The organism is Aliihoeflea aestuarii (assembly GCF_024105665.1).
Lineage (GTDB): Bacteria > Pseudomonadota > Alphaproteobacteria > Rhizobiales > Rhizobiaceae > Aliihoeflea > Aliihoeflea aestuarii.
This window is the reverse complement of the sequence record NZ_JAAAMK010000013.1, coordinates 21,659-44,398: the sequence shown is the minus strand read 5'-3', so window position 1 is coordinate 44,398 and position 22,740 is coordinate 21,659. Positions and strand designations below refer to the sequence as shown.

Annotated in this window: 30 protein-coding genes; 12 read left to right on the top strand and 18 right to left on the bottom strand. The window is 61.9% G+C overall.

Annotation, left to right across the window (positions count from 1 at the left end; all coding sequences use genetic code 11):
- Window positions 1–45: 45 nt before the first annotated feature.
- Complete coding sequence (gene trxB / locus GTW25_RS18795; protein WP_252913830.1) at window positions 46–1,017, bottom strand: thioredoxin-disulfide reductase; 972 nt, start codon at window positions 1,015–1,017, stop codon at window positions 46–48.
- Between the two features lie 233 nt (window positions 1,018–1,250).
- On the opposite strand from trxB, the gene GTW25_RS18790 reads away from it, so the two are divergent.
- Window positions 1,251–1,727 carry an Lrp/AsnC family transcriptional regulator gene (locus GTW25_RS18790; RefSeq protein WP_252913866.1) on the top strand — a complete coding sequence of 159 codons (477 nt, stop codon included), beginning with the start codon at window positions 1,251–1,253 and terminating at the stop codon, window positions 1,725–1,727.
- Window positions 1,728–1,734: 7 nt separating this feature from the next.
- On the opposite strand, the gene GTW25_RS18785 is transcribed toward GTW25_RS18790, so the two are convergent.
- Window positions 1,735–2,538 carry a glycosyltransferase family 25 protein gene (locus GTW25_RS18785; protein ID WP_252913829.1) on the bottom strand — a complete coding sequence of 268 codons (804 nt, stop codon included), beginning with the start codon at window positions 2,536–2,538 and terminating at the stop codon, window positions 1,735–1,737.
- 112 nt (window positions 2,539–2,650) lie between these two features.
- On the opposite strand from GTW25_RS18785, the gene GTW25_RS18780 reads away from it, so the two are divergent.
- Window positions 2,651–3,382, top strand: a complete 732-nt coding sequence (locus GTW25_RS18780; RefSeq protein ID WP_252913828.1) for a glycosyltransferase — start codon at window positions 2,651–2,653, stop codon at window positions 3,380–3,382.
- A 13-nt stretch (window positions 3,383–3,395) separates the two neighbouring features.
- On the opposite strand, the gene GTW25_RS18775 is transcribed toward GTW25_RS18780, so the two are convergent.
- From GTW25_RS18775 to greA, 4 genes are read right to left on the bottom strand one after another with little or no spacing between them, the layout of a single operon-like run.
- Window positions 3,396–4,358, bottom strand: coding sequence for a glycosyltransferase family protein (locus tag GTW25_RS18775; RefSeq protein ID WP_252913827.1), 963 nt, complete (start codon window positions 4,356–4,358; stop codon window positions 3,396–3,398).
- The gene (locus tag GTW25_RS18770) at window positions 4,355–5,608 is read right to left on the bottom strand and encodes an O-antigen ligase family protein (RefSeq protein WP_252913826.1); all 1,254 of its coding nucleotides are present in this window, start codon (window positions 5,606–5,608) and stop codon (window positions 4,355–4,357) included. Before GTW25_RS18770 ends, GTW25_RS18775 begins: the two co-directional genes overlap by 4 nt.
- Window positions 5,605–6,405: a glycosyltransferase family 25 protein gene (locus GTW25_RS18765; protein WP_252913825.1), complete on the bottom strand. Its 801-nt coding sequence runs from the start codon at window positions 6,403–6,405 to the stop codon at window positions 5,605–5,607. The genes GTW25_RS18770 and GTW25_RS18765 overlap by 4 nt, the downstream gene beginning before the upstream one ends.
- Window positions 6,406–6,423: 18 nt before the next feature.
- Window positions 6,424–6,897: a transcription elongation factor GreA gene (greA, locus tag GTW25_RS18760; protein ID WP_252913824.1), complete on the bottom strand. Its 474-nt coding sequence runs from the start codon at window positions 6,895–6,897 to the stop codon at window positions 6,424–6,426.
- 221 nt (window positions 6,898–7,118) lie between these two features.
- Between greA and GTW25_RS18755 the strand changes: the two genes are divergently transcribed.
- The 4 genes from GTW25_RS18755 to GTW25_RS18740 all read left to right on the top strand — a co-directional run bounded on the left by GTW25_RS18755 (window position 7,119) and on the right by GTW25_RS18740 (window position 10,728).
- A complete protein-coding gene (locus GTW25_RS18755; RefSeq protein WP_252913823.1) occupies window positions 7,119–7,544 on the top strand; it encodes a DUF3775 domain-containing protein in 426 nt (141 codons plus the stop codon).
- A gap of 67 nt (window positions 7,545–7,611) precedes the next feature.
- Entirely contained in the window at window positions 7,612–8,472 is an 861-nt protein-coding gene (locus tag GTW25_RS18750) for an extensin-like domain-containing protein (protein WP_252913822.1), read from the top strand.
- 88 nt (window positions 8,473–8,560) lie between these two features.
- A complete protein-coding gene (locus GTW25_RS18745) occupies window positions 8,561–9,379 on the top strand; it encodes an extensin-like domain-containing protein (protein ID WP_252913821.1) in 819 nt (272 codons plus the stop codon).
- A gap of 44 nt (window positions 9,380–9,423) precedes the next feature.
- Window positions 9,424–10,728 carry a hemolysin family protein gene (locus tag GTW25_RS18740; protein ID WP_252913820.1) on the top strand — a complete coding sequence of 435 codons (1,305 nt, stop codon included), beginning with the start codon at window positions 9,424–9,426 and terminating at the stop codon, window positions 10,726–10,728.
- Here GTW25_RS18740 and GTW25_RS18735 read toward each other — a convergent pair.
- Window positions 10,710–11,306: an NADPH-dependent FMN reductase gene (locus GTW25_RS18735; protein ID WP_252913819.1), complete on the bottom strand. Its 597-nt coding sequence runs from the start codon at window positions 11,304–11,306 to the stop codon at window positions 10,710–10,712. The genes GTW25_RS18740 and GTW25_RS18735 overlap by 19 nt on opposite strands.
- 94 nt (window positions 11,307–11,400) lie before the next feature.
- On the opposite strand from GTW25_RS18735, the gene GTW25_RS18730 reads away from it, so the two are divergent.
- Window positions 11,401–11,778 carry a winged helix-turn-helix transcriptional regulator gene (locus GTW25_RS18730; RefSeq protein WP_252913818.1) on the top strand — a complete coding sequence of 126 codons (378 nt, stop codon included), beginning with the start codon at window positions 11,401–11,403 and terminating at the stop codon, window positions 11,776–11,778.
- Between the two features lie 48 nt (window positions 11,779–11,826).
- Here the strand turns inward: GTW25_RS18730 and GTW25_RS18725 are convergent, their stop codons facing one another.
- Window positions 11,827–12,216: an acyl-CoA thioesterase gene (locus GTW25_RS18725; protein WP_252913817.1), complete on the bottom strand. Its 390-nt coding sequence runs from the start codon at window positions 12,214–12,216 to the stop codon at window positions 11,827–11,829.
- 132 nt (window positions 12,217–12,348) lie between these two features.
- Here GTW25_RS18725 and GTW25_RS18720 point away from each other — a divergent pair, with 132 nt between their 5' ends.
- The 3 genes from GTW25_RS18720 to GTW25_RS18710 all read left to right on the top strand — a co-directional run bounded on the left by GTW25_RS18720 (window position 12,349) and on the right by GTW25_RS18710 (window position 15,564).
- Entirely contained in the window at window positions 12,349–13,971 is a 1,623-nt protein-coding gene (locus tag GTW25_RS18720; protein WP_443592672.1) for a GMC family oxidoreductase, read from the top strand.
- Window positions 13,968–15,185, top strand: coding sequence for a mandelate racemase/muconate lactonizing enzyme family protein (locus GTW25_RS18715; RefSeq protein WP_252913815.1), 1,218 nt, complete (start codon window positions 13,968–13,970; stop codon window positions 15,183–15,185). The genes GTW25_RS18720 and GTW25_RS18715 overlap by 4 nt, the downstream gene beginning before the upstream one ends.
- Window positions 15,186–15,309: 124 nt before the next feature.
- Entirely contained in the window at window positions 15,310–15,564 is a 255-nt protein-coding gene (locus GTW25_RS18710) for a hypothetical protein (protein ID WP_252913814.1), read from the top strand.
- Between the two features lie 2 nt (window positions 15,565–15,566).
- Here GTW25_RS18710 and GTW25_RS18705 read toward each other — a convergent pair whose 3' ends face one another.
- The 7 genes from GTW25_RS18705 to GTW25_RS18675 all read right to left on the bottom strand — a co-directional run bounded on the left by GTW25_RS18705 (window position 15,567) and on the right by GTW25_RS18675 (window position 20,077).
- Window positions 15,567–16,142 carry a transglycosylase SLT domain-containing protein gene (locus tag GTW25_RS18705; protein WP_252913813.1) on the bottom strand — a complete coding sequence of 192 codons (576 nt, stop codon included), beginning with the start codon at window positions 16,140–16,142 and terminating at the stop codon, window positions 15,567–15,569.
- Window positions 16,143–16,213: 71 nt separating this feature from the next.
- Window positions 16,214–16,834: a flavodoxin family protein gene (locus GTW25_RS18700; protein ID WP_252913812.1), complete on the bottom strand. Its 621-nt coding sequence runs from the start codon at window positions 16,832–16,834 to the stop codon at window positions 16,214–16,216.
- 44 nt (window positions 16,835–16,878) lie between these two features.
- Entirely contained in the window at window positions 16,879–17,118 is a 240-nt protein-coding gene (locus GTW25_RS18695) for a hypothetical protein (RefSeq protein WP_252913811.1), read from the bottom strand.
- Window positions 17,119–17,230: 112 nt separating this feature from the next.
- Complete coding sequence (locus tag GTW25_RS18690) at window positions 17,231–18,139, bottom strand: DMT family transporter (RefSeq protein ID WP_252913810.1); 909 nt, start codon at window positions 18,137–18,139, stop codon at window positions 17,231–17,233.
- A gap of 103 nt (window positions 18,140–18,242) precedes the next feature.
- Window positions 18,243–18,701 carry a hypothetical protein gene (locus GTW25_RS18685; RefSeq protein ID WP_252913809.1) on the bottom strand — a complete coding sequence of 153 codons (459 nt, stop codon included), beginning with the start codon at window positions 18,699–18,701 and terminating at the stop codon, window positions 18,243–18,245.
- A gap of 210 nt (window positions 18,702–18,911) precedes the next feature.
- On the bottom strand, window positions 18,912–19,280 hold the full coding sequence (locus GTW25_RS18680) for a hypothetical protein (RefSeq protein ID WP_252913808.1): 369 nt from the start codon (window positions 19,278–19,280) through the stop codon (window positions 18,912–18,914).
- A gap of 191 nt (window positions 19,281–19,471) precedes the next feature.
- The gene (locus GTW25_RS18675) at window positions 19,472–20,077 is read right to left on the bottom strand and encodes a hypothetical protein (protein WP_252913807.1); all 606 of its coding nucleotides are present in this window, start codon (window positions 20,075–20,077) and stop codon (window positions 19,472–19,474) included.
- 338 nt (window positions 20,078–20,415) lie between these two features.
- Between GTW25_RS18675 and queF the strand changes: the two genes are divergently transcribed.
- Together queF and GTW25_RS18665 are read left to right on the top strand one after the other, a co-directional pair.
- On the top strand, window positions 20,416–20,880 hold the full coding sequence (gene queF / locus GTW25_RS18670) for a preQ(1) synthase (protein ID WP_252913806.1): 465 nt from the start codon (window positions 20,416–20,418) through the stop codon (window positions 20,878–20,880).
- Between the two features lie 4 nt (window positions 20,881–20,884).
- The gene (locus tag GTW25_RS18665; RefSeq protein ID WP_252913805.1) at window positions 20,885–21,448 is read left to right on the top strand and encodes a VUT family protein; all 564 of its coding nucleotides are present in this window, start codon (window positions 20,885–20,887) and stop codon (window positions 21,446–21,448) included.
- On the opposite strand, the gene GTW25_RS18660 is transcribed toward GTW25_RS18665, so the two are convergent.
- Genes GTW25_RS18660 through GTW25_RS18650 form a run of 3 tightly spaced genes read right to left on the bottom strand, consistent with a single transcriptional unit; the run spans window position 21,445 to window position 22,729 of the window.
- Window positions 21,445–21,906, bottom strand: coding sequence for a pyridoxamine 5'-phosphate oxidase family protein (locus GTW25_RS18660; RefSeq protein WP_252913804.1), 462 nt, complete (start codon window positions 21,904–21,906; stop codon window positions 21,445–21,447). The two genes, GTW25_RS18665 and GTW25_RS18660, sit on opposite strands and share 4 nt — an antisense overlap.
- Window positions 21,903–22,325, bottom strand: a complete 423-nt coding sequence (locus GTW25_RS18655) for a cupin domain-containing protein (RefSeq protein WP_252913803.1) — start codon at window positions 22,323–22,325, stop codon at window positions 21,903–21,905. Before GTW25_RS18655 ends, GTW25_RS18660 begins: the two co-directional genes overlap by 4 nt.
- A gap of 17 nt (window positions 22,326–22,342) precedes the next feature.
- Window positions 22,343–22,729 carry a VOC family protein gene (locus GTW25_RS18650; protein ID WP_252913802.1) on the bottom strand — a complete coding sequence of 129 codons (387 nt, stop codon included), beginning with the start codon at window positions 22,727–22,729 and terminating at the stop codon, window positions 22,343–22,345.
- Window positions 22,730–22,740: the final 11 nt, after the last annotated feature.

The window sequence follows — 22,740 nt, the reverse complement described above, 5'->3', positions numbered from 1 at the left end:
GTCTGTCCCTCGTGATGTGGCGTTGATATCGCTCCGCGGTCGCCGCTACTCGGCCGCTTCGCGATGTACCTCCAGTTCGGCGATGTAGCGCTCCGCCTCGAGCGCTGCCATGCAACCCATTCCCGCCGCCGTCACCGCCTGGCGGAAAATGTCGTCGGTGACGTCGCCGGCCGCGAAGACGCCGGGAATGTTGGTTGCGGTGGAATCCGCCGCCGTCCACAGATAGCCGTTCGGCTTCTGCTTGAGTTTTCCCGCGAAAAGCTCGACTGCCGGCGCATGGCCTATGGCCACGAAGATGCCGTGGGTCGCCATGTCGCTCAACGCTCCGGTCTTGATGTTCTTCAGCTTCAGCCCGGTCACGGAAGGCGGCAGCGGCGCTTTCTTCTCGCCGGTGATCTCCTCGATGACGTGGTCCCACATCACGGTCACGTTGTCCTTGGCGAGCAGGCGATCTTGCAGGATGCGCTCGGCGCGGAACTCGTTGCGGCGGTGGATGACGGTCACCGATTTCGCCAGATTGGAAAGGTAGAGCGCCTCTTCTACGGCCGTGTTGCCGCCGCCGACGACCACCACGTCCTTGCCGCGATAAAAGAAGCCGTCACAGGTCGCACAGGCCGACACGCCGAAACCCATATAGGTCTGCTCGGAGGGAAGGCCGAGCCATTTGGCCTGCGCGCCGGTGGCGATGATGAGCGCATCGGTCGTCCACTCCGCGCCCGAATCCGTCCGCAGCCGGAACGGACGCACGTCGAGATTGACCTCGGTGACGAGGTCGCTGACGATCTCCGTGCCGACATGCTCGGCCTGTTTCAGCATCTGCTCCATCAGCCATGGCCCCTGAATCGGGTCGGCGAAGCCGGGATAGTTCTCGACGTCAGTGGTGATGGTGAGCTGGCCGCCCTGCTGCATCCCGGCGATCAGGACCGGTTTGAGCAGCGCGCGCGCCGCATAGATCGCAGCCGTATAGCCTGCCGGCCCCGAACCGATGATGAGCACAGGCGCGTGACGGCCACTCATGACGATACCCTTTCAAAGTCCGATAGGCGCATGAATACGCCTTTGTAAAACCGTTCTCGATCTAAGTATGATGGTGGGTGCAGTGCAAGGCGCGATTGTCATTTCACACAGTTGCATCATCGCCCTGATGCGTAAAACCTCGTGTGCACCATGTCGGGCAGCCGTTGCCAAACGGAGCAATTTGGGTAATTTCCTTTCACTCGAACGAAAGATTCGTGCGCAACCTGAAAGAGATGCGAATGAAGGTCGACCTCGACGCCATCGACTGGAAAATCCTGGCCGAGCTTCAATCGGACGGTCGCATGACGAATGTCGAATTGTCGAAGCGTGTCGGCATTTCCGCGCCGCCCTGCCTGCGGCGCGTCAAGCGCCTCGAGGAAGCCGGCGTCATTCGCGGCTATCGCGCGCTGTTGAACACGCCCGACCTCGGCCTTCATGTCGTCGCCTTCTGCCTCATCGGGCTGCATCACCAGTCGGATGCGGAATTGAAGGCATTCGCCGAGCGAACCCGTAGCTGGCCCATCGTGCGGCGTGCATGGATGGTTTCGGGCGACAGCGATTTCATGCTTCACTGCGTCGCCAGGGATCTGGCGGCCTTCCAGTCCTTCGTCATCGAGGAACTGACGTCAGCCCCCAATGTCGACACCGTGCGCACCGCGCTCACCATTCGCCAGATCAAGGATGAAGGTCTGGCCGCCATCGGCCAGTGACGTAACCTTACCGAAACGGAATACGCCCCCAGCGTACCGCGCCGAAAACGTTTCGCGCGCCGCCGATCAGCGCAAGCCGGGCTTTCCTCAAGGCGGATACGAACTCCCGCTTCACCTTGCCCGCCGGGCTCAGCCTGGTCCGTGTCGTCAGCCGTTCCTCGTAGATTCCGCTGGCATAGGTCGATGGGTCGTTCGTCAGGGTAAGTTGCCCCTTGAGTTTCAAGCCCTGTATGCAAATGGCCGGTACCAGTTGATGCACGCGCGCGGCGCGGAATGCCTCACCGTCAGGATCAAACAGAAAATCGTCCACCTGCCGGTCGATATCGGCACTGAGGTCCAGGAGCGTGCGCGCCGTCTCCCGATCGAGCGCATATCCGCCGGTTCCCAGATGCTTGCCTGAAAGGCGATGCACGCCGCGCCCGTCGAACTCTGCGACCGGTCTCGCCGTGATCGTCGTCGGGCTCATATAGGTTTCGAGCTTGACCAGACCGGCGCTGCCGGGAAACCAGTCGGCGGATATGAGAAACCACTCGGCCCCTTGTCCGAGGAACACGTCGTCTTCCAGAACGACCGCATGGCTCTCGCCGCTTTCCACCAATTGCTGCCAGCAACGCCGATGACTCATGAAGCAGGCGATCTCGCCCTTGCTCAAAAGCCGGCCTTCAAGCGCATTCACACTGTCCGTGGTCTCGAGCAGACGACCGTCCGTTGCCGCGAGCCGTGTGAAATCCGCGCCGATACGCTCGAACTCGCCGCGCATATGCGTCAGACGTTCGGGGGCGCGGTCGAGATTGATGACGAGAACAAGCATGGGAGAAACCGCGATTGGCAGGGCGGTGCAGTCATAAGCGAGAGCGTGCGGATGACAAGACCGGCCCGGCAAGGTAGATGGTCACCCGTGGACTGGCATAGGAGTCGCGTCAATGAAAGTTGCAGTTCCAGAAAACGTTACGACCGTGCTGACGAGTTGCGGTCGCTGGGACCTTCTTGTCGTCTCGCTCGACACCTTCCTTGAGTATCACGAGCCGGGCAGGTTCATCCTCGTCGAGGACTCGGCCGATCATGCCTTCGCGGACAAACTTCGCGAGCGCTATCCGCAGATCGAAATCGTCCTGAACGACCCGCGCCTTGGACAGCACAAGGCCATCGACCGCGTCTACGAAATGATCGATACGCCCTACATCCTCCATCTGGAAGACGACTGGCATTTTCTCGGGGGCATGAATATCGAGGAGGGTCTTCAGCTTCTCGACACGAACGATGCCATCACCTCCGTATGCTTCGCGCGTTTTGACGGACTGAAGAAGCGCCAGCGCATTTTCAGGACGCGCATGAAATTCAACGGCCACGACTATGCGCGCATGAACAACGCGCATCGCGACTGGCACGGCTTTTCGTTCTACCCCGGCGTGTTGCGACGCGAATTGTGGCTCACCCATGGGCCGTATGCGAAATTTCAAAATGAACGCACGATCTCGCGCTACATGAAGGACCAGGGCAAGGAAGTCGTCTTCCAGCTTCCCGGCGTCGGCGTTCATGTCGGATCGGGCAAAAGCGTTTTCGACCCGGCACGGGCAAACGAAAAGCGCCGCGTCACCGGCTCGTTCTGGTCACGCCTGCTGGGCCGGCCGCTCTATTTTTTCGACGGCAAATGAACGTTCGCGCCAGCTATGACGTGGCTTCGGCCAGATAATTGCGCCATCCGGGGCTGGTAGCATCGAGCGCTTGTTCGACGCTGCCTTGGGGAAAGGCGTTTTCGAAGGATACCGCGCGCTGGTAGAGCAACCTGCCCTTGTCGCCCAGTTGCGCCGACATCCATTCCCGCATGCCCGGGCGCAGAAGGTCGCGCGCCGCCGGCAATTCCACCAGCGGGGAATTGCCGATGCGCTCCAGCCGCCGGGCGTAGCGGCTGCCCGGATTGCGGTCGAGTTCGTAATTGGCGAAACCGCTGCCGGGCTTGAGATATTTCAGGTGCCAATAGGCGAAACCGTAGAAACGTCGCCTGAGGCCAGAATGCCGCAGCTTCTCGAAACGCCTATCGCGCTCGAACCAGGTCTCGTCGCTGATCCGGAAGAACCAGTGGTCGCCATTGCCGCATAGAAGATCGCTCGCGGGCAGGCCGAGTTTTCCGGTCTCCGTGCGCGCAAGATTGACGCCCGAAAAACACGCCATCGACTTATCGAGAATCGACGGATCCGCGCGGACGCGATCGGCAAGCGCCCGCATGCGTGCAGGCATCGCCAGATGGTCGTCATCCAGCTTGGTGACGATCGTGCGCGTTGTCCGGGACAGCGCGAAATTGTAATAGTTTACGAGGCTGTTGGGCGAGTTCGCCGGTTCGCGCGCATGCTCCGCACTGCCGGGCGGATAGACCCTGTCGGTGTAATGGAACAGCTTGATCTTCGGGCCGTACTCACCCGCAAGCCGCATCAGGATGTCGACCGTGCCGTCCGTCGACTGATTGTGGACGGCGACGATCTCGTCGAAGCAGTCGATATGACTGCGGATCGCCGCCTCGAGAAAATCCTCGCCGTTGCGGATGCGCATGAAAGCGCTGATGCCCGGCTTCCGCTTCTCCACCGTCAGGTCGTCGGGGTGGAAGACGTAGCCGGTGACCGCATCCATGTTCATGCCGCTCTTGTGCCAAACAGAAGCACAGGCCCATCCATGCGCCGTCGGGCCATTGCCTGACATCGCATCCCGTGGGCGATGGTGACGCCGAGATAGAAGAACACTGCCGCAATCGTGCTTTCATGCAGCATCGGATTGTGGAACATTCCGTAGACGACGAGTACGAGCAGCGCGTAGGCGATGTTTCGCTTCAGCGCATTGCTGTCGGCGTGGCGGATCGCATAGGCGGCCCCCGAAACGATGACGCCTGCGAGGATCAGAAGACCGAGGATGCCATGCTGAAGCAACTCGTCCAGAACGATATTGTGGATATGCTGGAACTCGCGCAGCTCGGCGTTGAGCGTCGGCGCAAGCGCGACGACGCGCTCCATCCGATCCGATCCGTGACCGATGATCGGACTTTCGACGAATGCGTGGGCGAACCCCTTCCACATCGCAAAGCGCAGGTCCGCGGTTGCGCTGCCGTCCCAGGCGGCGTGATCGCCTGAATAATACTGGACGATCGGGACGAAACGCTCGGCGAGCATTGTATGGATGGGACCGACGCTGACGGCCAGTCCCAGCGCGGCGGCGCCCGCGACATAGCCGGTAAGCTGAAGCCGGAACGACCGGCCTCGCAGCCAGATGATGCTCTCGACTGCCAGAATGACCGGCAACACCATAAGCACCGCGCGCGTTTGCGAGGCGAACACGGAAATCCCGCCGACCAGAACATAGATCAGCGAATTGGGTGCCCATCGCGGCGCATTCGCAATGGGAATGATCGCCGCGACAAGTGCGAACGCAGCCAGCATGGCAAACGGTGCCGGATTGCCTCCCATGCCGAACCGGTCCAATTCGGAATTGGATGCAAGAAGCGCGATCGCCGCGCAGACGACCGTTCCCGCCCGTGCGCCTATGACGAAGCACCGAAGCGGATCGCGCACCAGAACCATGCCGTTGGCGATGAAGGCGAGAAGACCGATAATGAGACTGTAGCTCAGTTGCCGATTGTCGATCACCGGCTCGCCGCGAAATAGAGCAAGTGCCAGCGAATAAAAGAAATAGCTCACTGAAAGGAGGAGGAAACTGCCCGCGATCAATCGTCTCGAACGCGGTCGCAGCGCGATGAGGTAGAGGCCCACCAGCGCGAAGAAGCTCGCGGCGCCGATCGTGATACCATGACGCAGCGGCAAACCCGCAGCGCCGAGCCACGCGATGCCGCGATCCCAGCGCCGGCGCAGAAGGAATGCTCGTTGCAAAAGTTTCAAGCGCTGCCCTTTCTCAGGCTGGTGGCGCTGCGCGCAAAATGCATGCGCTTCAGATATTCGCTCGCCCGGAAGAACAGTGTGCCGACACGTCGGTAAAACGGATACTTTCCGCTGTAGGCATCCGAAATCGTGCTCGGCTGTTCTGGTTGCAGTGCGATCTTTTTGCGTTCGGTCATGAAAACCCGCACGGAACCGTGCCAGCCCCGCTCCAGCGCCACATCATAAGGCACGATCATCGGTTCGAGCGATTTAAGAAATCGTTCTGCGCCGGCTCGCGAGATCGCATAGGCGGCCGAACTGCCGACGGGACCGGCGAGGCAGCGGCCGATCGCGACCGCCCCGGACGTGTCGCCATGCCGGATAAATCCATGCGTGCGAAAGCTGAAGAGCTTTACGATGTCCCACCCCTGATACTGCGACAGGTCACGCAGGAACGGCATGGTCTCGTCGGTGAAGTCGACATCGTCCTCGCAGATGAGAGCCATATCGGCATCGCCTTCGATGAAGGTCCGGATGGCCTTCATATGACTGAGATAGCAGCCCGCCTCCCCCGCCAGCATCGGCCGTCCATTGACGCGCGCAAAGGTCCGGGGTTCGATACCGGGCAGCGATGGCAGATCGAGCGATGCACCGTCGATGCCGGGAACACGCTCGATCGCAATACCATATCGCGCAGCGCTTTGCGCAACCCGTGCATAGCGGTCGGGCGAACGGTCGAGATTGATGACGAAAACCGGGATCGTCGCCGGCCGATCGCCGTGCTTGAAATCGCTGCCGGCTGCCGGATCGCGTGTCATGATGGGCAAAAGTCTGCTCTATGCCCAGCGCAGCTCCACTATCTCGTAGCCTCGCGCACCGCCTGGCGCATTGACCTCGATTTCGTCGCCGACAGCCTTGCCGATCAGCGCGCGCGCGATCGGCGAGGAGATCGAGATACGGCCTGCCTTCACGTCGGCCTCCTGATCGCCGACGATCTGATACGTTTTCTTTTCTTCGGTGTCCTCGTCGACGAGCACAACCGTCGCGCCGAACTTGATCGTATCGCCCGAGAGTTTCGATACGTCGATCACCTCGGCGCGTGCGACGAGGTCTTCCAGTTCGTTGACGCGGCCTTCGTTGAGGCTCTGCGCTTCCTTGGCCGAATGGTACTCGGCATTCTCCGACAGGTCGCCATGGGCGCGCGCTTCCGAGATCGCTTCGATGATGCGCGGGCGCTCTTCCTGCTGGCGCCAGCGCAGTTCCTCCTTGAGCGTTTCGAAACCTGGGGCGGTCATCGGGACCTTGTTCATCGCACTCGACCTTTCGTCGTTTTGTTATTGCTCGCGGAACAACGCAAAAGGACGGTCCGGCAGCCTTGGCTAACGAACCGTCCCAGTTCCTGATCCGGACAATATAGCGATGGCCCACGATTTTTCACGCAAATTCTTGGGCGGAACCAATCGGATCGTGTTTTCGCCGGTTCATTTGTTATAGTGCGGCCCGTGTCCAGCGAGGTGCCAGGGAAATGAACATGCAGAATTCCCGACAGCGCGAGTTCGATCTGACGATCGATCCCGAGACGGTTCGTCTTTTCGTGCTCAAGGCACGCGCGATTTCGGCGGGTCTCAGCGAGGATTACGATGCCGGGCACGAGCATGAAGTCGAACTGGACGGTCAGTCGCGGGACCGTCATTCGCACGACGGACTGGCCGAGGAGGAAGAGGAAAATCTGACCGCTTCGGAATTGCGCGCACTTATCGAGGATCTGAACGTCGACGAGGCGGCCGACCTTCTCGCCATCACCTTCATCGGTCGCGGCGATTTCGAACCGGGCGAGTGGGAACAGGCCGTTTCCGAGGCACGCCCCCGCGTCAACAAGCGCATCGCTACATACTTTCTTTCGATGCCTATGCTCGGCGAATGGCTCGAAGAGGGTCTGGAGAAGATCGGCGCTTGACGACGAACCGTCACGCAAAGTGACAGGCCTCGATCGCGCCAGTTGATGATCCGCGCGTTATCCGCTCATGCGCAGACTGCTATCCGTCGTATTTTCCGGCTTTCTTTTCCTCGCCTTGCCGTCGCTGGCACAGGACCGCTCGGATGTTTCACTCCCCGACAGTGCGCCTGTTCCGCAGGATTCCCCCGAGGCGACGGCTTCACCGGAGTCTGAACCGCCATCCGCTACAGTCGGAGAGGACGCCTCTGCGGACCAGGAGCTTCCGGACGGCGAAACTGCTCCCCGCCCCGCATCGCGACCAGCTTCGAGCGAGGACGATGAAGAGGGAGTTGCCGACAAGGCCGACGACGCGCAGGACGAAAGCCCGAAATTGGCAGAGCCGATGTCCGCCGACGAGCGCGCCTGCCGAAGCCGGCTACATGAGCTTGAGGTCGATTTTGCCGAACATCCGCCCCAGTCCGAACCCGAAGGCTGCGAGATGGCCCATCCGCTCACCGTGTCGTCGCTTGGCGGCGGCGTCGCGCTCGAGCCCGAAGCCGTCATGAACTGCGCGATCGCGGAAGCCAATGCCCGCTTCGTGCGGGACCACGCCCAGCGCGAAGCTGACCGCCATTTATCCAGCCGGATCACCGCGATCAATCAGGTTTCGGCCTATGTCTGCCGTCCGCGTGCCGGTACGCGCAGATTGTCCGAACACGCATTCGGGAACGCGCTCGACTGGGGGGCGATCATCCTTGATGACGGCGAGCGACTCGACGTCCGGCCCCACCGTCGCGGATCGCCGGAAGCGCTTTTTCTGGCGGCGCTACGCCGGCACGCATGCGGAATCTTCAAGACGGTGCTCGGCCCCGGAAGTGATGCGGACCATGCGGACCACCTGCATTTCGACCTTGCCGAGCGCCGGAACGGGTCGACCTACTGCCGATGAAAACAGCGCATTAACAACGCCGTCGAGGTTTTATTTACATTTTATGGTTACCGTTTGCCTGACGGGACAGGAAGCGGGTTCGAGTATCATGCGTAAAGCGTTCGGCGCGTATTTGCCGGGCAAGGTCCGTGTCGCCGCAGGTCTTTTTGCGGTCACGACGATTGCCTTTGCCTTTTCTTCCTGTTCCGTCATCGACGTGATGTCGCCGGAACCACGCGTCGCGGTCGGCGAAACCACCTCCTCGATCATGCCCTCTTCGCCTGTTCCCTCGACCGGCATGCAGCGCCTCGTGCCCTCCAACCCCATGATGGTCGGCTATCCGCGCATGAACCAGCCGGTCGCGCCGCAGGGCTTCGCGATGCCCGCCGAAGAGGCGCAGTGCCGCCAGCAGCTTCGCCGCATGGGCGTGACATTCACCGATCTGGCGCCGATCAACGATGGCGGCTCGTGCCGCATCGACCATCCGATCCGCGTGAGCGGCCTTGCCGGCAATGTCGAGATGAAGCCCGCCGCGACGCTCAACTGCCAGATGGCGCTCGCTTTTGCCTCATGGACCCGGAGCGAACTCGCACCCTCGGCGCGCTGGCGCTATCTCTCCGGCGTCAAGACGATCCATCAGGGATCAAGCTATTCGTGTCGCCGTATCGCCGGCACGAGCGTTGCCTCGGAGCACTCCAAGGGCAACGCGCTCGACGTGATGCGCATCGAATTACGCAACGGTCGCGACATCGACGTGCGCAAGCCCGGCTGGTTCGCGTTTCGCGAGCGCGCGCTTCTCAACAATGTGCGCAGCGGCGGCTGCTCTTATTTCACCACCGTTCTCGGCCCCGGCTACAACGCCGCCCATGCCGACCACTTCCATTTCGACCTGAAGGGCAGGCGCAACGGCTACGTCGCCTGCCGCTGATTTTTCGGCTCGCGCAAAGGCGACGGGTTTGCTAGTGAGCATTCATGCTCACAATCGAAATCGCGATCGTCGTCGTCCTCATCTGCGTCAACGGCGTGCTCGCCATGTCGGAACTTGCCGTCGTCTCGTCGCGGCCGGCGCGCCTCAGGGCTATGATGGATGACGGCGTGTCCGGCTCGTCCAGTGCACTCAAGCTCGCCGGCGATCCGGGCCGGTTCCTGTCAACCGTCCAGATCGGCATCACCATGGTGGGCATCCTGTCGGGCGCGTTTTCCGGCGCGACGCTCGGCCTGCGACTTTCCGAATGGCTTTTGACGATTGGTGTGCCGGCAAGGGCCGCCAGCCCACTCGGCGTCGGCGTCGTCGTCGCCGTCATCACCTATGGCTCGCTCATAATCGGCGAACTGGTCCCCAAGCAGATCGCGCTGAAGAATCCCGAGCGTGTCGCCGTCAGGATCGCGCCGACCATGAAGATGCTGTCGCGCATCGCCGCGCCGCTCGTCTGGCTGCTCGATATATCGGGCAAGACCGTCCTGCGCCTTCTTGGGCAGGATCAGGAAGACGGGCAGAAGGTCACCGACGAGGAAATCAATGCGCTGATCGCCGAAGCCGAGAGTTCCGGTGTCATCGAAACGGACGAGCGCCGCATGATCGCGGGCGTGATGCGCCTGGCCGACCGCTCGGTGCGCGCGATCATGACACAGCGTCTGGATGTCGACTGGCTGGATGTGGATGCCGACGCAGAAACCACTCGGCGCAAGCTGACGGACGCCCAGCATTCGCATTTGCCGACGGCTGAAGGCGGGATGGACGGCATGATCGGCATCGTGCGCGCGCGCGACGTGCTCGGTCGCGTCCTTACCGGCGAGGAAATCGACTTGCGCGCGCTGGTCCGCACCGTTCCCATCGTGCACGATTATACTGACGCGCTCGACGTTCTCGCGACGCTTCGCCAGGCCGACATCCCAATGGCGCTCGTCCATGACGAGTACGGTAACTTCGAGGGGCTTGTCACCCCGACCGACATTTTGGGCGCGATCGCCGGCGTGTTCCGCTTCGACGACGAGGAAGAGGAGCCGATGGCCGTTTCGCGCGCCGACGGCTCATGGCTTCTGGCAGGCTCGATGGCGGCGGACGATATGGCCGACCAGTTGTCCATCAAGCTGCCCGCGCGCCGGACCTATGAAACGGTCGCCGGCTTCGTCCTGTCGCAGTTGAACCATTTGCCCGAAACCGGCGAGACCGTCGAAGCGCTCGGATGGCGCTTCGAGGTCGTTGATCTGGACGGGCGGCGGATCGACAAGGTGCTTGCCGTTCCGCTCCTTGCCGATCAGGCCGCCTTGGCCTGAGCCTCGTCCTTGTCGCGTGCGATCTTCAGCGCATGCGTCCACCAGGAAAGCTGGTCGAGCATTGCCTTGCCGCCGTCCTGCAGGAAGTCGATGTCGGCGAGCTTCTTGCCGCCATTGACCTCGACCATCACCGCCCACTGGATATGAACCGCCGTCTTGATCGGCGCCATACCCGCTTCGACCGCGATGAGGCGCAGATGTTCGACCGCGCGAGCGCCGCCGACACCGCCATAACCGACGAAAGCAGCCGGCTTGTTCGCCCATTCCTTGACCGCGTAATCGAACGCGTTCTTCAAAACGCCGGTCGGCGCGTGATTGTATTCGGCGGCCGTGAAGACGAAGCCGTCGAACTCGTCCAGCTTGGCTTGCCAGCGTTGCGCGACCTCATTTTTCGAAGGCCCCCAGGCCGGTGAAACCTCTTCGTCGAAGAGCGGCATGGGATAATCCTTGAGATCGACGATCTCGAAATCAAGGTCGGAGCGCGCATCGCCCAAAGCCTTGATCCACTGGGCGGGATGATCGGCGAAGCGGTTCGGGCGGACCGAGCCGATGACGATCGCGATTTTCGGTTTGGACATTGAATGCTCCTGCAGTCTCGTCTTGGGAGTGGTATATTTCAGATACCGAGGCTACATAAGAGACTATGATAGGGCCTGCCAAGGAGGCACTTTATTGACACTCAGTAACCTTCACGACACCGACACCTGCCGGGCCACAGGCGAAATCCTCGCCCGGATCGGCGACAAATGGACCGTCCTCGTCGTCGAGATGCTGGGCGACGGGCCGCATCGCTTCAGCGAACTTCGGCGGATGATCGGCTCGATCTCGCAAAAGATGCTGACGACCACCTTGCGCGGGCTCGAGCGCGACGGCTTCGTCACGCGCACGGTCTATCCGACGATCCCGCCGCGCGTCGATTACGAACTGACCGAACTTGGGCGCGAACTTCTCGTACCCGTGCGCGCGCTCGGCGAATGGGCGCGTGAAAACAGGGAACGGATCGCCAAGGCACGCGACGAATTCGACCTGTGCTGCGAGCAAAAACAGTAGCTTGCCGGAAGCCCTGGATTCAAGGCGATAACGCCTTGAATCAGTTCCTCATTCGGCCGGAATGGGCGTCGGCCTGCCCTCGCCGTCGAGCGCGACCATGACGAAATCGGCATGGGTGACCCGCTCCATCAAATCCGACAGGTAACGCTGCGCCCACGCTTCCACGCGCAGCGTCATGGACGTGCGGCCAACCTTGGTGATGTCGATATAGATGCACAACGTGTCTCCAATCTTCATCGGCTTTGCGAACGCCATTTCCTTCACGGCTGCCGTCACCACCCTGCCCTTTGCGCGCTCGGCGGCGCGAATGCCGCAGGCAAGATCCATCTGCGCCATCACCCAGCCGCCGAAAATGTCGCCCGCCGCATTGGCGTCTGCCGGCATGGCCAGCGTGCGCAATGTCAGTTCGCCGATCGGATTGACCTCGTTGCGATTCATGTCGTCCCTCTTCTTCAATGGCGTTTTTCAGTTAGCCGCCGGTCGCAAATTCCACAAGCCACGGCGGTCCGCCTCTCGCGCGCCGGCACACGAACGCTAAGATCGCACACGAATATTTCGAAGGGTGCAGCCATCAGCGACCGGACTTATGATTTCGTGATCGTCGGCGCGGGTTCCGCCGGCTGCGTGCTTGCCGAGCGCCTGTCCGCCTCGGGCCGCTACAGCGTATTGGTTCTGGAGGCCGGCGGCTCGGACCGGCGCTTCTTCGTCCAGATGCCGCTCGGCTACGGCAAGACGTTCTTCGATCCGCGCTTGAACTGGAACTACCGCGCCGAGCCCGATCGGGGGCTCGCGGGCAATGCGGACCACTGGCCGCGCGGCAAGCTTTTGGGCGGATCGAGTTCCATCAACGCGATGGTCTGGATACGCGGAAATCCGGCCGATTTCGACGAATGGCGCGACGCGGGCAATCCCGGTTGGGGATATCGCGATGTCCTGCCGATTTTCCGGAAGATCGAAGACAATGAAGCCGGCGCCGACGAATGGCGCGGTCGAGGCGGGCCGGTGCACGTCACCGATCTGACGCGCATGGTCCATCCGCTGACGCGCGCCTATCTCGCCGCCGGACAGGAACTCGGCCTGCCGCTCAATCCCGATTTCAACGGCCCGCATCAGGAAGGCATCGGCATCTACCAGATCACGACCAGGGCCGGTCGGCGCATGTCGACCTCCCGCGCGTTCCTGCGACCGGCGATGATGCGAAGAAATGTCCGCGTCGAGACGAACGCGCTCGCGACCCGCATCCTGTTCGACGGCAGCCGCGCAATCGGCGTCGAATATTTGAAGAACGGAAAGAAGCACGAGGTTCGCGCAGGCCGCGAAATCATTATCTCCGGCGGGGCAGTGAACTCGCCCCAGCTTCTTCAGCTCTCCGGCATCGGTCCTGCCGACCATCTGCGTGCGCTCGGCATCGAACTTCGACATGACAACGCGAATGTCGGCCGCAACCTTCAGGACCATCAGGGCATCAACTATACGTGGAAGGCACGGCAGGCGACGCTCAACCAGTTGCTGCGCCCGTGGTGGGGCAAGGTCCTCGCCGGTTCGCGCTATCTGCTTTTGCGCGATGGGCCTCTTTCGATGAGCATGAATCAGGGCGGCGGCTTCTTTCGCACCGATCCCGCCCTTCCCCGCCCTAACATGCAGCTTTACTTTCAGGCGTTTTCGACCGTGCTGCCGCGTCCAGGCGAACGCCCGATCCTGTCGCCCGATCCCTGGCCGGGCTTTTCGATCGGCCTGTCCAATTGCCGGCCGACGAGCCGGGGCGAGATCATGATCCGCTCCAGCGACCCGCTCGAGCATCCGAAGATCGTCGCCAATGCCTTCTCGACCGGCCACGATGTCGCCGAGATGCTGGCGGCAGTAAAATTCCTGCGCCACTTCGCCGAAACACGCGCCATGCGCGATCTGATCGTGGAAGAAATGCTTCCCGGCGTCTCGATCCATGACGACGAACCGCTCATCGACGACTTTCGCCGCCGCTCCGGCACGGTCTATCATCCGGTCTCGACCTGCCGCATGGGACCGGACCCGGCCGCGTCCGTCGTCTCCCCGCGCCTCAAGGTTCACGGCTTCGACGGCCTGCGCGTCGTCGATGCCTCGATCTTTCCGTCGGTCGTCGCCGGCAACACCAACGCCGCTTCCATCATGACCGGCTGGAAGGGCGCAGAACTGATATTGGAGGACCAGCGATGAAGATCACTGACGTCAAGACATGGGTCGTCGGCAATCCGCCGCCGCAAGTCGGGGGGCGCTATTTCATCTTCGTGCGCCTGACCACGGACGACGGCATCGTCGGCTATGGCGAGGCCTACAACGCGACCTTCGGCCCGCACCTCACGGCCCGGATGATCGAGGACGTCGCCGAACGCTACCTCGTCGGCAACGATCCGCATGATATAGAGACCTTCTTTCGCCGCGCCTATTCGTCCGGCTTTTCCCAGCGCCCCGACATCTCGATGATGGGCTGCGTCTCCGCGCTCGAAATGGCCTGCTGGGACATTATCGGCAAGGCCGCCGACAAGCCGGTCTACAAGCTTCTCGGCGGCCGGGTTCACGAGCGACTGCGCTCCTACACCTATCTTTATCCGCAGACCGGCAGCGTTTATCCGAAGGAAGCCGACAACGCGGACCGCAACGTCTACAACGATCCCGATCTCGCCGCCAAATGTGCGCTCGCCTACGTCGATCAGGGTTTCAATGCAGTGAAGCTCGACCCGGCAGGGCCGTACACCGCCTTCGACGGGCACCAGCCTCGCCTCGTCGACATCGACCTGTCGGCGCGCATGGTCAAGGCGATCCGCGAAGCTGTCGGCACGCGCTGCGACATCCTCTTTGGGACGCATGGCCAGTTCACCGCCTCCGGCGCGCGGCGCATGGCAAGGGCCATCGAGCCGTACGATCCCCTGTGGTTCGAGGAGCCGGTGCCGCCCGACATGCCGGAAGTCATGGCCGAGGTCGCGCGCTCGACCTCGATCCCGATCGCCACCGGCGAGCGGCTGACGACCAAATGGGAGTTCGCACGCATCATCGAGCAACGCGCCGCCGCCATCCTCCAGCCCGATCTCGGCCGTTCAGGCGGCATTCTCGAAACAAAGAAGATCGCCGCGATGGCCGAAGCGCATCACATCCAGATCGCACCGCATTGCTATTGCGGCCCCATCGTCGCAGCCGCCAACATCCAGTTGGCCGCAACCTTGCCTAACTTCCTCATTCTGGAGTCGATCAAAGACTGGAGCGGCTTCCACGCACAGCTTCTGAAACGCAAGATCGAATGGCAGGACGGCTGGGTGATCCCGTCGGCCGAACCGGGTCTCGGTGTCGAACTGGATGAAGCGATCGTCGAAGCGCATCCGTGGACGGGTGGCGATCTTCATCTGCAAATGGACCCTGACCCGCTCTTTCCGTAAGGGAGGCTAATCTCGGATTCATTTCAGTCAGGCGTAAATTGTGATTTCCTCTGCCCTCGGCGTACCCGAATCAGTGGATTACCATGCAGAATGATCGTCTTACGGCGATCGAACGAGGGTCGACATGCGTGGCGGCATGTCGACAAAACGGGAGGCCGCGATGACGATTACTTCGACGAGCTCCCTGGAGCTACGAAAATTCAGCGACGACGACTGCCTGCGATTGCGCGATGCGATCGACGCCGTGTGCGAAGAACTGGGGCTCGACCGCGATGCAGCTCCGCGCCGAGCCGTTGTCGAAGCCCGCATGCGCGACGCGTTCAAACACGGTCCGCGCCACAATCTCAACCTCGTCGACGCCGGGCTGCGCGCCGTCTGAAATCAGCAATTGCCGAGCTGCGAAGCGTAGCGGTTCGACATGTTTGTCGCGCGTTGCGCCGCGCGCTGGACACCTGAATTGTTGCGCCAGGAGCCGCGCGAATAACCGGCGTGCCCCGAATAATACGCCAGGTACAAATTGTAAGCGTCGGTTTTGGCGATGCCGTTCACCCGGTTCGAGGTGGCGTGATACCAGCCGACGAAGTGGATCGCATCGCCGAAATTGGTGCGCCGCGCGCTGTGCCTGCCGGTCTCGCGCTGGTAGCGCGACCATGTACCGTCAAGCGCTTGCGAATAGCCGTAAGCGGTCGACTGGCGCTTCCACGGAATGACACCGAACAGCTTCGTGCGCGGCGGACGGGCGCGAGGCTCGAAATTGGATTCGGTGTAGATCGTCGCCATCAGGATCGGCACGGGCACGCCGAATTCCCGCTCCACGCGGTTCGCATCCCGTCGCCAGTTCTCGAAGAACCCGGAACGCTGCTCGAAAATCGAGCATGAATTCATGGTGTTTTGCGGGGCCGAGGCGCAGGCCGACAACGACAGCGCCACGAGAACGGCGACAAACACGATACGCATCGCAAATCCTCTCGTCTTGAGAAGATTGCTAAAGCGTAAACCTTAACAGTCCGTTTTGATTCGACTTTCCCCTATTCGGAGACACCCGGATACGCCTGCTTTTTCAACAGACGCGCCAGATGCGCGGCGTTGGACGCGGCCATCTCCAGCGTCTCTTTGACCTTATCGGGGATGGTTTCGAGATCCTGATAATCGACGGAGCCCATCGCCTCTCCGACCCAGTAGCACCCGGCATTGGCGGGAATGGTGAAGCCGACGTCGCATAGCGCCTGAAAACAGGCCGCGTGGCAATGATGTGCGCCGTCCTCGTTGCCGACGACAGCGACCAACGCCACCTTGCCGGCAGCGGGCATACGGCCTTTTTCGTCGGTCTCCGACAGGAAGGCATCGAGCCTTTCCAGAACCCGCTTGGCGACGGAGGACGGCTGTCCCATCCAGATCGGCGTGCCCAAAATGAAGATGTCGGCTGCGACGATCTTCTCGCGCAGGGCGGGCCAGCCATCGCCCTCGCCCATGTCGCTTTCCACGCCGGGCCTGATGTCGTGGTCGAGAGCGCGGACGATTTCTCCGGCGACGTCATGCGGTTCGAAAGCGGTAAGCAGGTCGGACAGCATCTTGTCGGTGGAAGAGCTTTCGCTTGCCGTGGACGGCTTGAGCGAGCAGTTGATTGCGAATGCGGAAAGAGCGGTCATCGCTGGTCCTTTCGAGGTACCCCAACGTTGAACCGCTTCGAGGGCTAAAAGGTTTCCGGCCGCACGTTCGTCTTGAGCGCGCGCCGGCATCCCTCCATGGAAAAGCTTTCCGATCGCGCGGCGGACTGCAAGAGGACGGAGAGACGCTCATATCCCGCGCAACGCTGATCGACCGCATCTCCCGACATGCGCGCGCCTGCGTTCTGCGGCAGGAGCAGCGTGGCCGATATGAAGGCTGCGGCAATGGACGCGGCCAGGGAAAGCAGGATCGATCTGTTTTTCATGAATTCCGGTTAGCGTCGGTCTGGCAGGAAACTACTGACGGGTAACGGTCACCGCCATGGCTCGTTCGATCACGTCGCATAACCTCGCGCGATATGGTTAATTGGAAAAGCGTCAGGCCTCGGAGGGCCGCGGCTGCGCAAGCCGCCGTTCGCGGAAAAGGACGTAGAGACCAGCCGCCATGGTGATGGCGATGCCGAGCGCGGCAAGTCCGTTGGGCAGGTCGGAAAAGATCAGCCAGCCGAAGAACGTGGCGAACGGGATTTCCAGATATTGCACCGGCGCGACGGTGGCCGACGGTGCGAAGCGCAGCGACCACGTCATCAGGAGATGGCCGCAGGTGCCCAGAACGCCGATGGCGAGCAGCAGCCACGTCTCGGTCGCGTTCGGCGTCACGATGCCGAAAAACGAATCGTCGCGACCCCATGTGAAGGCCAGCAGAACCACGATCATCGGTGTCGCCATGAAACCGCTGACGGTCTGCAACGCCAGCGGATCGCATTCCTTGGCGATGTGCCGCGAGACGAGCATGTAGAAGGAAAACACGAAGGCGACAACGATCGGCAACAGGGCCGGCCAGCCGACCGCCGCAAAGCTCGGCTGGACGACGAGGAGCGTGCCGATGAAGCCGACCGTGCAGGCAGCGATCCGGCGCGGGCCGACTTCCTCGCCGAGAAACGTGGCGCCGAACGCCAGCATGATGAACGGCATCACGAAAGCGATCGCCACCGCGTCGGCGAGCGGCAGATAGCGCAGCGAGGTGAACATGGCCGCGATGCCGATGATGTGCAGGACCGTTCGCAGAAAGGTGATGCGCAACAGACGCGGGCTCATGCGCAGCGAAATGCCGGTGCCGAAAATGATCGGCAGAAGGACGACCGCCTGGATCGCGAAGCGCACGAGAAGAAGCTGGACGAGCGGGATCGTGTCGCCGAGAATCTTTGCCGTCGCGTCGCCCAGTGGTGCGACGGCGCAAAAGCCGATCATGAGAAGAATGCCTATGAGCGGCCGATCCTGGGTCATGCTTTCCGCTTACGCGAGCGTGCTCCGCGCGGCAATGGCGCAGGCGCGTGACGGAACCGGACCAGCACGCAGTCGAGCATCGGCAATGGCCGCAGACGGAAGGTCAGCGAAAGTCATCGGTAGGCGTAAATCCTGCCAGCGCCCGCAGACGCCACAGGCGATCGTCCAGCCAGCGTCGGAAGGGACTGGAAGCGGGCACGAGCGGCAATTCGACGATCATGTCCCGCCAGACCCTGTCGGCCTCCCACGTTGTCTGCATATCGGGCGGCACCTGCCCGAAAAGCTGGACCATGGAGAGACTTGAAACGCCACGAATGGCTCCATGATCGTCACGCAGAACCATCCATCCCGGCGCGTCGCTGGCTCCGCCTGGCATTGCGAAAAACATTGGCCGTCTGCAAAGCGTCAACGTCCAGCGGCCATCGGGGCTGCGGTCCGGCGTCACATAGGGTTCGTCGCAAGCGAGGCGGCCTTCGGGCGCGAGCGCTATCAGGGCGATCGAAAGGGTCGCGATTGCCAAGAGAGCGAGTGCAAGCCGATGCGGGAGACTGCGTGCTGCCATCGTCTAAGACCTTATGTCGAACGGGTGGGGCTGGCCTACGGCACAACCGATTTGGCGGGCAGACAGTCGAAATCCTAGATACGCCATTCGCCGTTTCTTGAAACGATGTCGGAAACCTTCCAATCGCCCTGAATGTTTCTCAGGGGCCAGATTATCTCGCGCGGAGTTTCATCATCCGGGAATAGGTGGAAAGAGGCTACAATTTCAGCATCATCGCCTGTCACGGTTTAGCGGACGCCATGTGGAATAGGTGACGCCCTCGCATCCCCGGTCCCGTGACGCCCACAGCGTCGTCGTCATCCGATTATAGAGTTGTTTGTCACACGCTATGTATCCACGATCGCCTAGCAGCTTCGCATTGATCGATCCGCCCATGATCATCATGACAAGCCCGACCCCGAAAAACACCAGGATACCGATGAAGAACTTGTCGGTGTTGCGAAACATCCAGCGGGATCGGGCAGCGCCGATGACGCCCAGAACGCCGATTCCGGCCAGGGACAGCGCGATGGAGATGATCCCGAACGTCGAACTCGACGTATCGATGATCGGCTCTTCCATCCTCAAAGATTCGAACATCGCGCCAGCTTCGGCGAGCGCATATGCGATAATCAAACCGGCCGGAATGAGGAAGCAGAAACCGAAAAGCAGGCTTTTCCATCTGGGGCCTGCTTCCCGTGCGAAGATTTCGAAGTCGACATCGAGCCTCTTGCGCCGTCTGGCTCGACTTCGCTCCCGCTCGGATCGCGGTGCCGACGTCCTGGAGCGGCTCATTCGCCTGAAGGCGATGCAAGCGCCAGGTCGGAAGATTTGACCCAGCCGCGTATGGCCGGTTCGACGGCGACATATTCCACCTGAACCCAACTTTCGCGCTGCTGAAGCACCGCAACCGCTTGCCACTCGATCAGATAGGGCCGCTCGCGATCGGCGTCTTCGGTAGGCTCGGGATAAAGAACAGCCCGTTCAGCCGCGACCAGCCCGACCCCGATCCAGTCAGGATGCGCCTCCTCCAGCCACCAGCGCTGTCCCTCGCCGTTCATGCTGGAGATCATGGCGCAGCCGGGCGGGTTATCGGAAAGCTGCACGCGGATGTCGGCTTCTTCCATGCGCAAAGTGCCCGCAATGCGCTCGGAATCGTCCGGAAGCCAGGCTTCGATATCGGCAACTCCGCCGTTGAAGCGCCCCTTTATGAACGACACGCACAGGAACTGCGGCGCATCCTCCGTGCCGTTGCCGCGCGCCATGTCTGCGACCACACCGCTCAAGCGGTCACCGTCCGTCACAAGCAGGAGCGGCCCATACCAGCCGGAGACCGGTTGCGCATGGGCGGCAGCCGAAGCCAGCAACAGACCGGCAATCAATGCAAAGCGTTTCATGGCAAACGTCACCACCAGCCCCTTAGACCAAGAATATCTACGGCATCACCTACAGCGGGGTATGAGCGACATTGCACGACGACCCGTTATTCCTCAAGTCTCGCTTGGTTTCCGGCCGCGCCGCTTTCGGGCCGTCAAGGAAGCGGGCATGTCGATTCTTGCGACCGTCACCAGCGTGCGAACTTTACGCCGGCCTTGGCGCATGCTACCTGGCCCGCCTTGGCATTTTCATGCCTCCGGTCGCAGCCTACCCGGTTAAAACAAGGACATCGGACAGTCTTTGCACGTCGCAGGTTTCGCGGCGGGTTGCGCTCGGGGGCCTTCTCCAAAGGCATACCATGTCGAACGATATCTATTCCGGTCTGACGCAGCTCGGGTCGGCAGCGGCGATCCCGCAAAACCCCGACGAGGCAGTGCTCGAACGGGTCGCGAACCCGCAGGCAGGCCAGCATTACGCTGTGCGCTTCACCGCACCGGAATTCACCTCGCTCTGCCCCATGACCGGCCAGCCGGATTTCGCCCATCTCGTGGTAGACTATGTGCCGGGCGACTGGCTGGTCGAGAGCAAGTCACTGAAACTTTTCCTGTTCTCGTTCCGAAATCACGGTGCGTTCCATGAGGATTGCACGGTGACAATCGGGCGGCGGCTGGCGGATCTGCTCGAACCGCAATGGCTGCGGATCGGCGGTTACTGGTATCCGCGCGGCGGCATTCCGATCGACGTGTTCTGGCAAACGGGCGCAACGCCTGCCGACCTTTGGATTCCCGACCAGGGCGTGCCGACCTATCGCGGGCGAGGCTGAATCCATGAATACTCAAAAGAAGCAACGCCTCGAAGGCTTTCTCTTCCTCGTCGCCTTCTGCGCAACCATTCCGCTTGCCAACTGGCTCATCGGCAATGTCGGGACGGAATGCGTGCCCGACGGGCCGTGCATCATCCCCGTCTGGCCGGGTATCGTCGCACCGAGCGGCGTGCTCGCGGTCGGCGCGGCGCTCGTGCTGCGCGACATGGTGCAACGGCGGCTTGGAATCCGCTGGGCCTTCGCGGCACTCTTCGTCGGCGCGGCACTGTCCGGCTTCGTCGCGCCGGCGGCATGGGTCGTGGCGTCGGTCGCCGCCTTTATCGTTTCGGAAGCCGCCGATATGGCCGTGTTCACGCCGTTGCAGCGGCGTGGGCTGGTGCTGGCCGTCTTCGCCAGCAGCGTCGTCGGTCTTGCAGTCGACAGCATGATCTTCCTGTCGCTGGCATTCGGTGGGCTCGACTTCCTCGCCGGGCAGATGATCGGCAAGAGCTGGGCGATCCTGATGGCGTTGCCGCTGGTGCATCTGCTGCGGCTGCGGGACCGGCGGCTCGGATTCACGCCTGCCTAAAGCGGCCGCACGCCATAGGTTTTCTGCGTGCGGGCGATGTGCTCGTCTTCCGTGCGTTCCGGAAACAATATGTAGCTCGGCGCGCGGATGCGGGCGATGCGCGCGACCGTCACCTCGATGACGTTGCGGATCGGAAAATCCGGCCCGGCCATGCGAACGAGGTCGGCGGAAAGGTCGGCGAAATCGTCCGCTTCAGGCGGCACGATCCGCGCTGTTCCGGTGATCTTGAAACCGTGCTGGCGAAAGACATCGACGAAGGAGACGCAGACCTTTGGCTGGGCGGCGATGTTGCGCACCGAACCGGCCGACATGATGTCCGCGATGACGAGACGGTCGTCGCCATGGGCGGCGAACATCTCCTTGGGCGTGACGTTCGGCATGCCGTCCGCATCGACCGTGGCGAGCCAGCAGAGAACCGAATTGGCGATGTCGGTGCGAACCGCGTCGTTGAATTTCATGAAAGCGCATCCTGCGGATTGTTCGCGAACCAGTCGACGATCGCGGACATGTTCTTCTCGAAGCCGCCGGGAAGGAAGACATTGAGGAGACCGGCGCGCGCGTCGGAACGGTTCTCGAAATCGTGGGTAACGCCCGCAGGAATGCGCAGGAAGCTGCCTTTTGGCGCGGCATGCCACTCATCGCCGATCAGAAGATGCGCCTCGCCCTCGATGACGTAGAAAATCTCGTCATTGGCCTCGTGCGAATGCGCGCCGGGTCCCCCGCTGCGAGGCTCCAGCCACCATTCGGACACGGAATAACGATCCTGCGTCTCCGCACCGTCGGCCTTGAAGACGGCCGACATGCGCCCGCACGGATAGTGCCGCCCCTCACCCGGCCCAAGATGGATCGGAGCAGACTTTACGGAATGATCCGGCATGCGTGCCTCCCGCTTTGTCAGGGGGCATCGTAACACACGAAGGCGATCTTGTTGCCGTCGAGATCGCGCGCATATGCTCCATAAAAACCGTCACCGTAGCGCGGCCGCCTGCCGGGCGCACCCTCGTCGGTGCCGCCGTTTTCGAGTGCCAGGGCGTGAAGGCGGTCGATTGTCGGGGCGTCCTCGACGAGGAAGGCGGTCATCGTGCCATTGCCGATAGAGGCAGCCTCACCGTCGAATGGAAGGCACGCAATGAACCGTGCGATTTTTTCGTCCGCATAGCCCCATGCAAGCGTCTCCTCGTCCGTGAACTGACGCGCGATGCCCATCGCCGCGAACAGCGGGTCGTAGAAGGCGGCGGTGCGGGACAGATCGCTGACGCCGACCATCGTGTATCCGATCATGTTTACTCCGT

What these genes read in the sequence shown, in the direction of transcription:
- GTW25_RS18785 (WP_252913829.1), bottom strand. Translation starts at nt 2,538, where the DNA reads ATGCTTGTTCTCGTCATCAATCTCGACCGCGCCCCCGAACGTCTGACG.
- GTW25_RS18705 (WP_252913813.1), bottom strand. Translation starts at nt 16,142, where the DNA reads ATGCGTATCGTGTTTGTCGCCGTTCTCGTGGCGCTGTCGTTGTCGGCC.
- GTW25_RS18780 (WP_252913828.1), top strand. Translation starts at nt 2,651, where the DNA reads ATGAAAGTTGCAGTTCCAGAAAACGTTACGACCGTGCTGACGAGTTGC.
- GTW25_RS18790 (WP_252913866.1), top strand. Translation starts at nt 1,251, where the DNA reads ATGCGAATGAAGGTCGACCTCGACGCCATCGACTGGAAAATCCTGGCC.
- GTW25_RS18680 (WP_252913808.1), bottom strand. Translation starts at nt 19,280, where the DNA reads ATGTTCGAATCTTTGAGGATGGAAGAGCCGATCATCGATACGTCGAGT.
- queF (WP_252913806.1), top strand. Translation starts at nt 20,416, where the DNA reads ATGTCGAACGATATCTATTCCGGTCTGACGCAGCTCGGGTCGGCAGCG.
- GTW25_RS18735 (WP_252913819.1), bottom strand. Translation starts at nt 11,306, where the DNA reads ATGTCCAAACCGAAAATCGCGATCGTCATCGGCTCGGTCCGCCCGAAC.
- GTW25_RS18660 (WP_252913804.1), bottom strand. Translation starts at nt 21,906, where the DNA reads ATGAAATTCAACGACGCGGTTCGCACCGACATCGCCAATTCGGTTCTC.
- GTW25_RS18695 (WP_252913811.1), bottom strand. Translation starts at nt 17,118, where the DNA reads ATGAAAAACAGATCGATCCTGCTTTCCCTGGCCGCGTCCATTGCCGCA.
- GTW25_RS18765 (WP_252913825.1), bottom strand. Translation starts at nt 6,405, where the DNA reads ATGACACGCGATCCGGCAGCCGGCAGCGATTTCAAGCACGGCGATCGG.
- GTW25_RS18675 (WP_252913807.1), bottom strand. Translation starts at nt 20,077, where the DNA reads ATGAAACGCTTTGCATTGATTGCCGGTCTGTTGCTGGCTTCGGCTGCC.
- GTW25_RS18650 (WP_252913802.1), bottom strand. Translation starts at nt 22,729, where the DNA reads ATGATCGGATACACGATGGTCGGCGTCAGCGATCTGTCCCGCACCGCC.
- GTW25_RS18700 (WP_252913812.1), bottom strand. Translation starts at nt 16,834, where the DNA reads ATGACCGCTCTTTCCGCATTCGCAATCAACTGCTCGCTCAAGCCGTCC.
- GTW25_RS18725 (WP_252913817.1), bottom strand. Translation starts at nt 12,216, where the DNA reads ATGAATCGCAACGAGGTCAATCCGATCGGCGAACTGACATTGCGCACG.
- GTW25_RS18685 (WP_252913809.1), bottom strand. Translation starts at nt 18,701, where the DNA reads ATGGCAGCACGCAGTCTCCCGCATCGGCTTGCACTCGCTCTCTTGGCA.
- GTW25_RS18750 (WP_252913822.1), top strand. Translation starts at nt 7,612, where the DNA reads ATGCGCAGACTGCTATCCGTCGTATTTTCCGGCTTTCTTTTCCTCGCC.
- GTW25_RS18755 (WP_252913823.1), top strand. Translation starts at nt 7,119, where the DNA reads ATGCAGAATTCCCGACAGCGCGAGTTCGATCTGACGATCGATCCCGAG.
- GTW25_RS18715 (WP_252913815.1), top strand. Translation starts at nt 13,968, where the DNA reads ATGAAGATCACTGACGTCAAGACATGGGTCGTCGGCAATCCGCCGCCG.
- GTW25_RS18655 (WP_252913803.1), bottom strand. Translation starts at nt 22,325, where the DNA reads ATGCCGGATCATTCCGTAAAGTCTGCTCCGATCCATCTTGGGCCGGGT.
- GTW25_RS18665 (WP_252913805.1), top strand. Translation starts at nt 20,885, where the DNA reads ATGAATACTCAAAAGAAGCAACGCCTCGAAGGCTTTCTCTTCCTCGTC.
- GTW25_RS18710 (WP_252913814.1), top strand. Translation starts at nt 15,310, where the DNA reads ATGCGTGGCGGCATGTCGACAAAACGGGAGGCCGCGATGACGATTACT.
- GTW25_RS18775 (WP_252913827.1), bottom strand. Translation starts at nt 4,358, where the DNA reads ATGAACATGGATGCGGTCACCGGCTACGTCTTCCACCCCGACGACCTG.
- greA (WP_252913824.1), bottom strand. Translation starts at nt 6,897, where the DNA reads ATGAACAAGGTCCCGATGACCGCCCCAGGTTTCGAAACGCTCAAGGAG.
- GTW25_RS18745 (WP_252913821.1), top strand. Translation starts at nt 8,561, where the DNA reads ATGCGTAAAGCGTTCGGCGCGTATTTGCCGGGCAAGGTCCGTGTCGCC.
- GTW25_RS18690 (WP_252913810.1), bottom strand. Translation starts at nt 18,139, where the DNA reads ATGACCCAGGATCGGCCGCTCATAGGCATTCTTCTCATGATCGGCTTT.
- trxB (WP_252913830.1), bottom strand. Translation starts at nt 1,017, where the DNA reads ATGAGTGGCCGTCACGCGCCTGTGCTCATCATCGGTTCGGGGCCGGCA.
- GTW25_RS18740 (WP_252913820.1), top strand. Translation starts at nt 9,424, where the DNA reads ATGCTCACAATCGAAATCGCGATCGTCGTCGTCCTCATCTGCGTCAAC.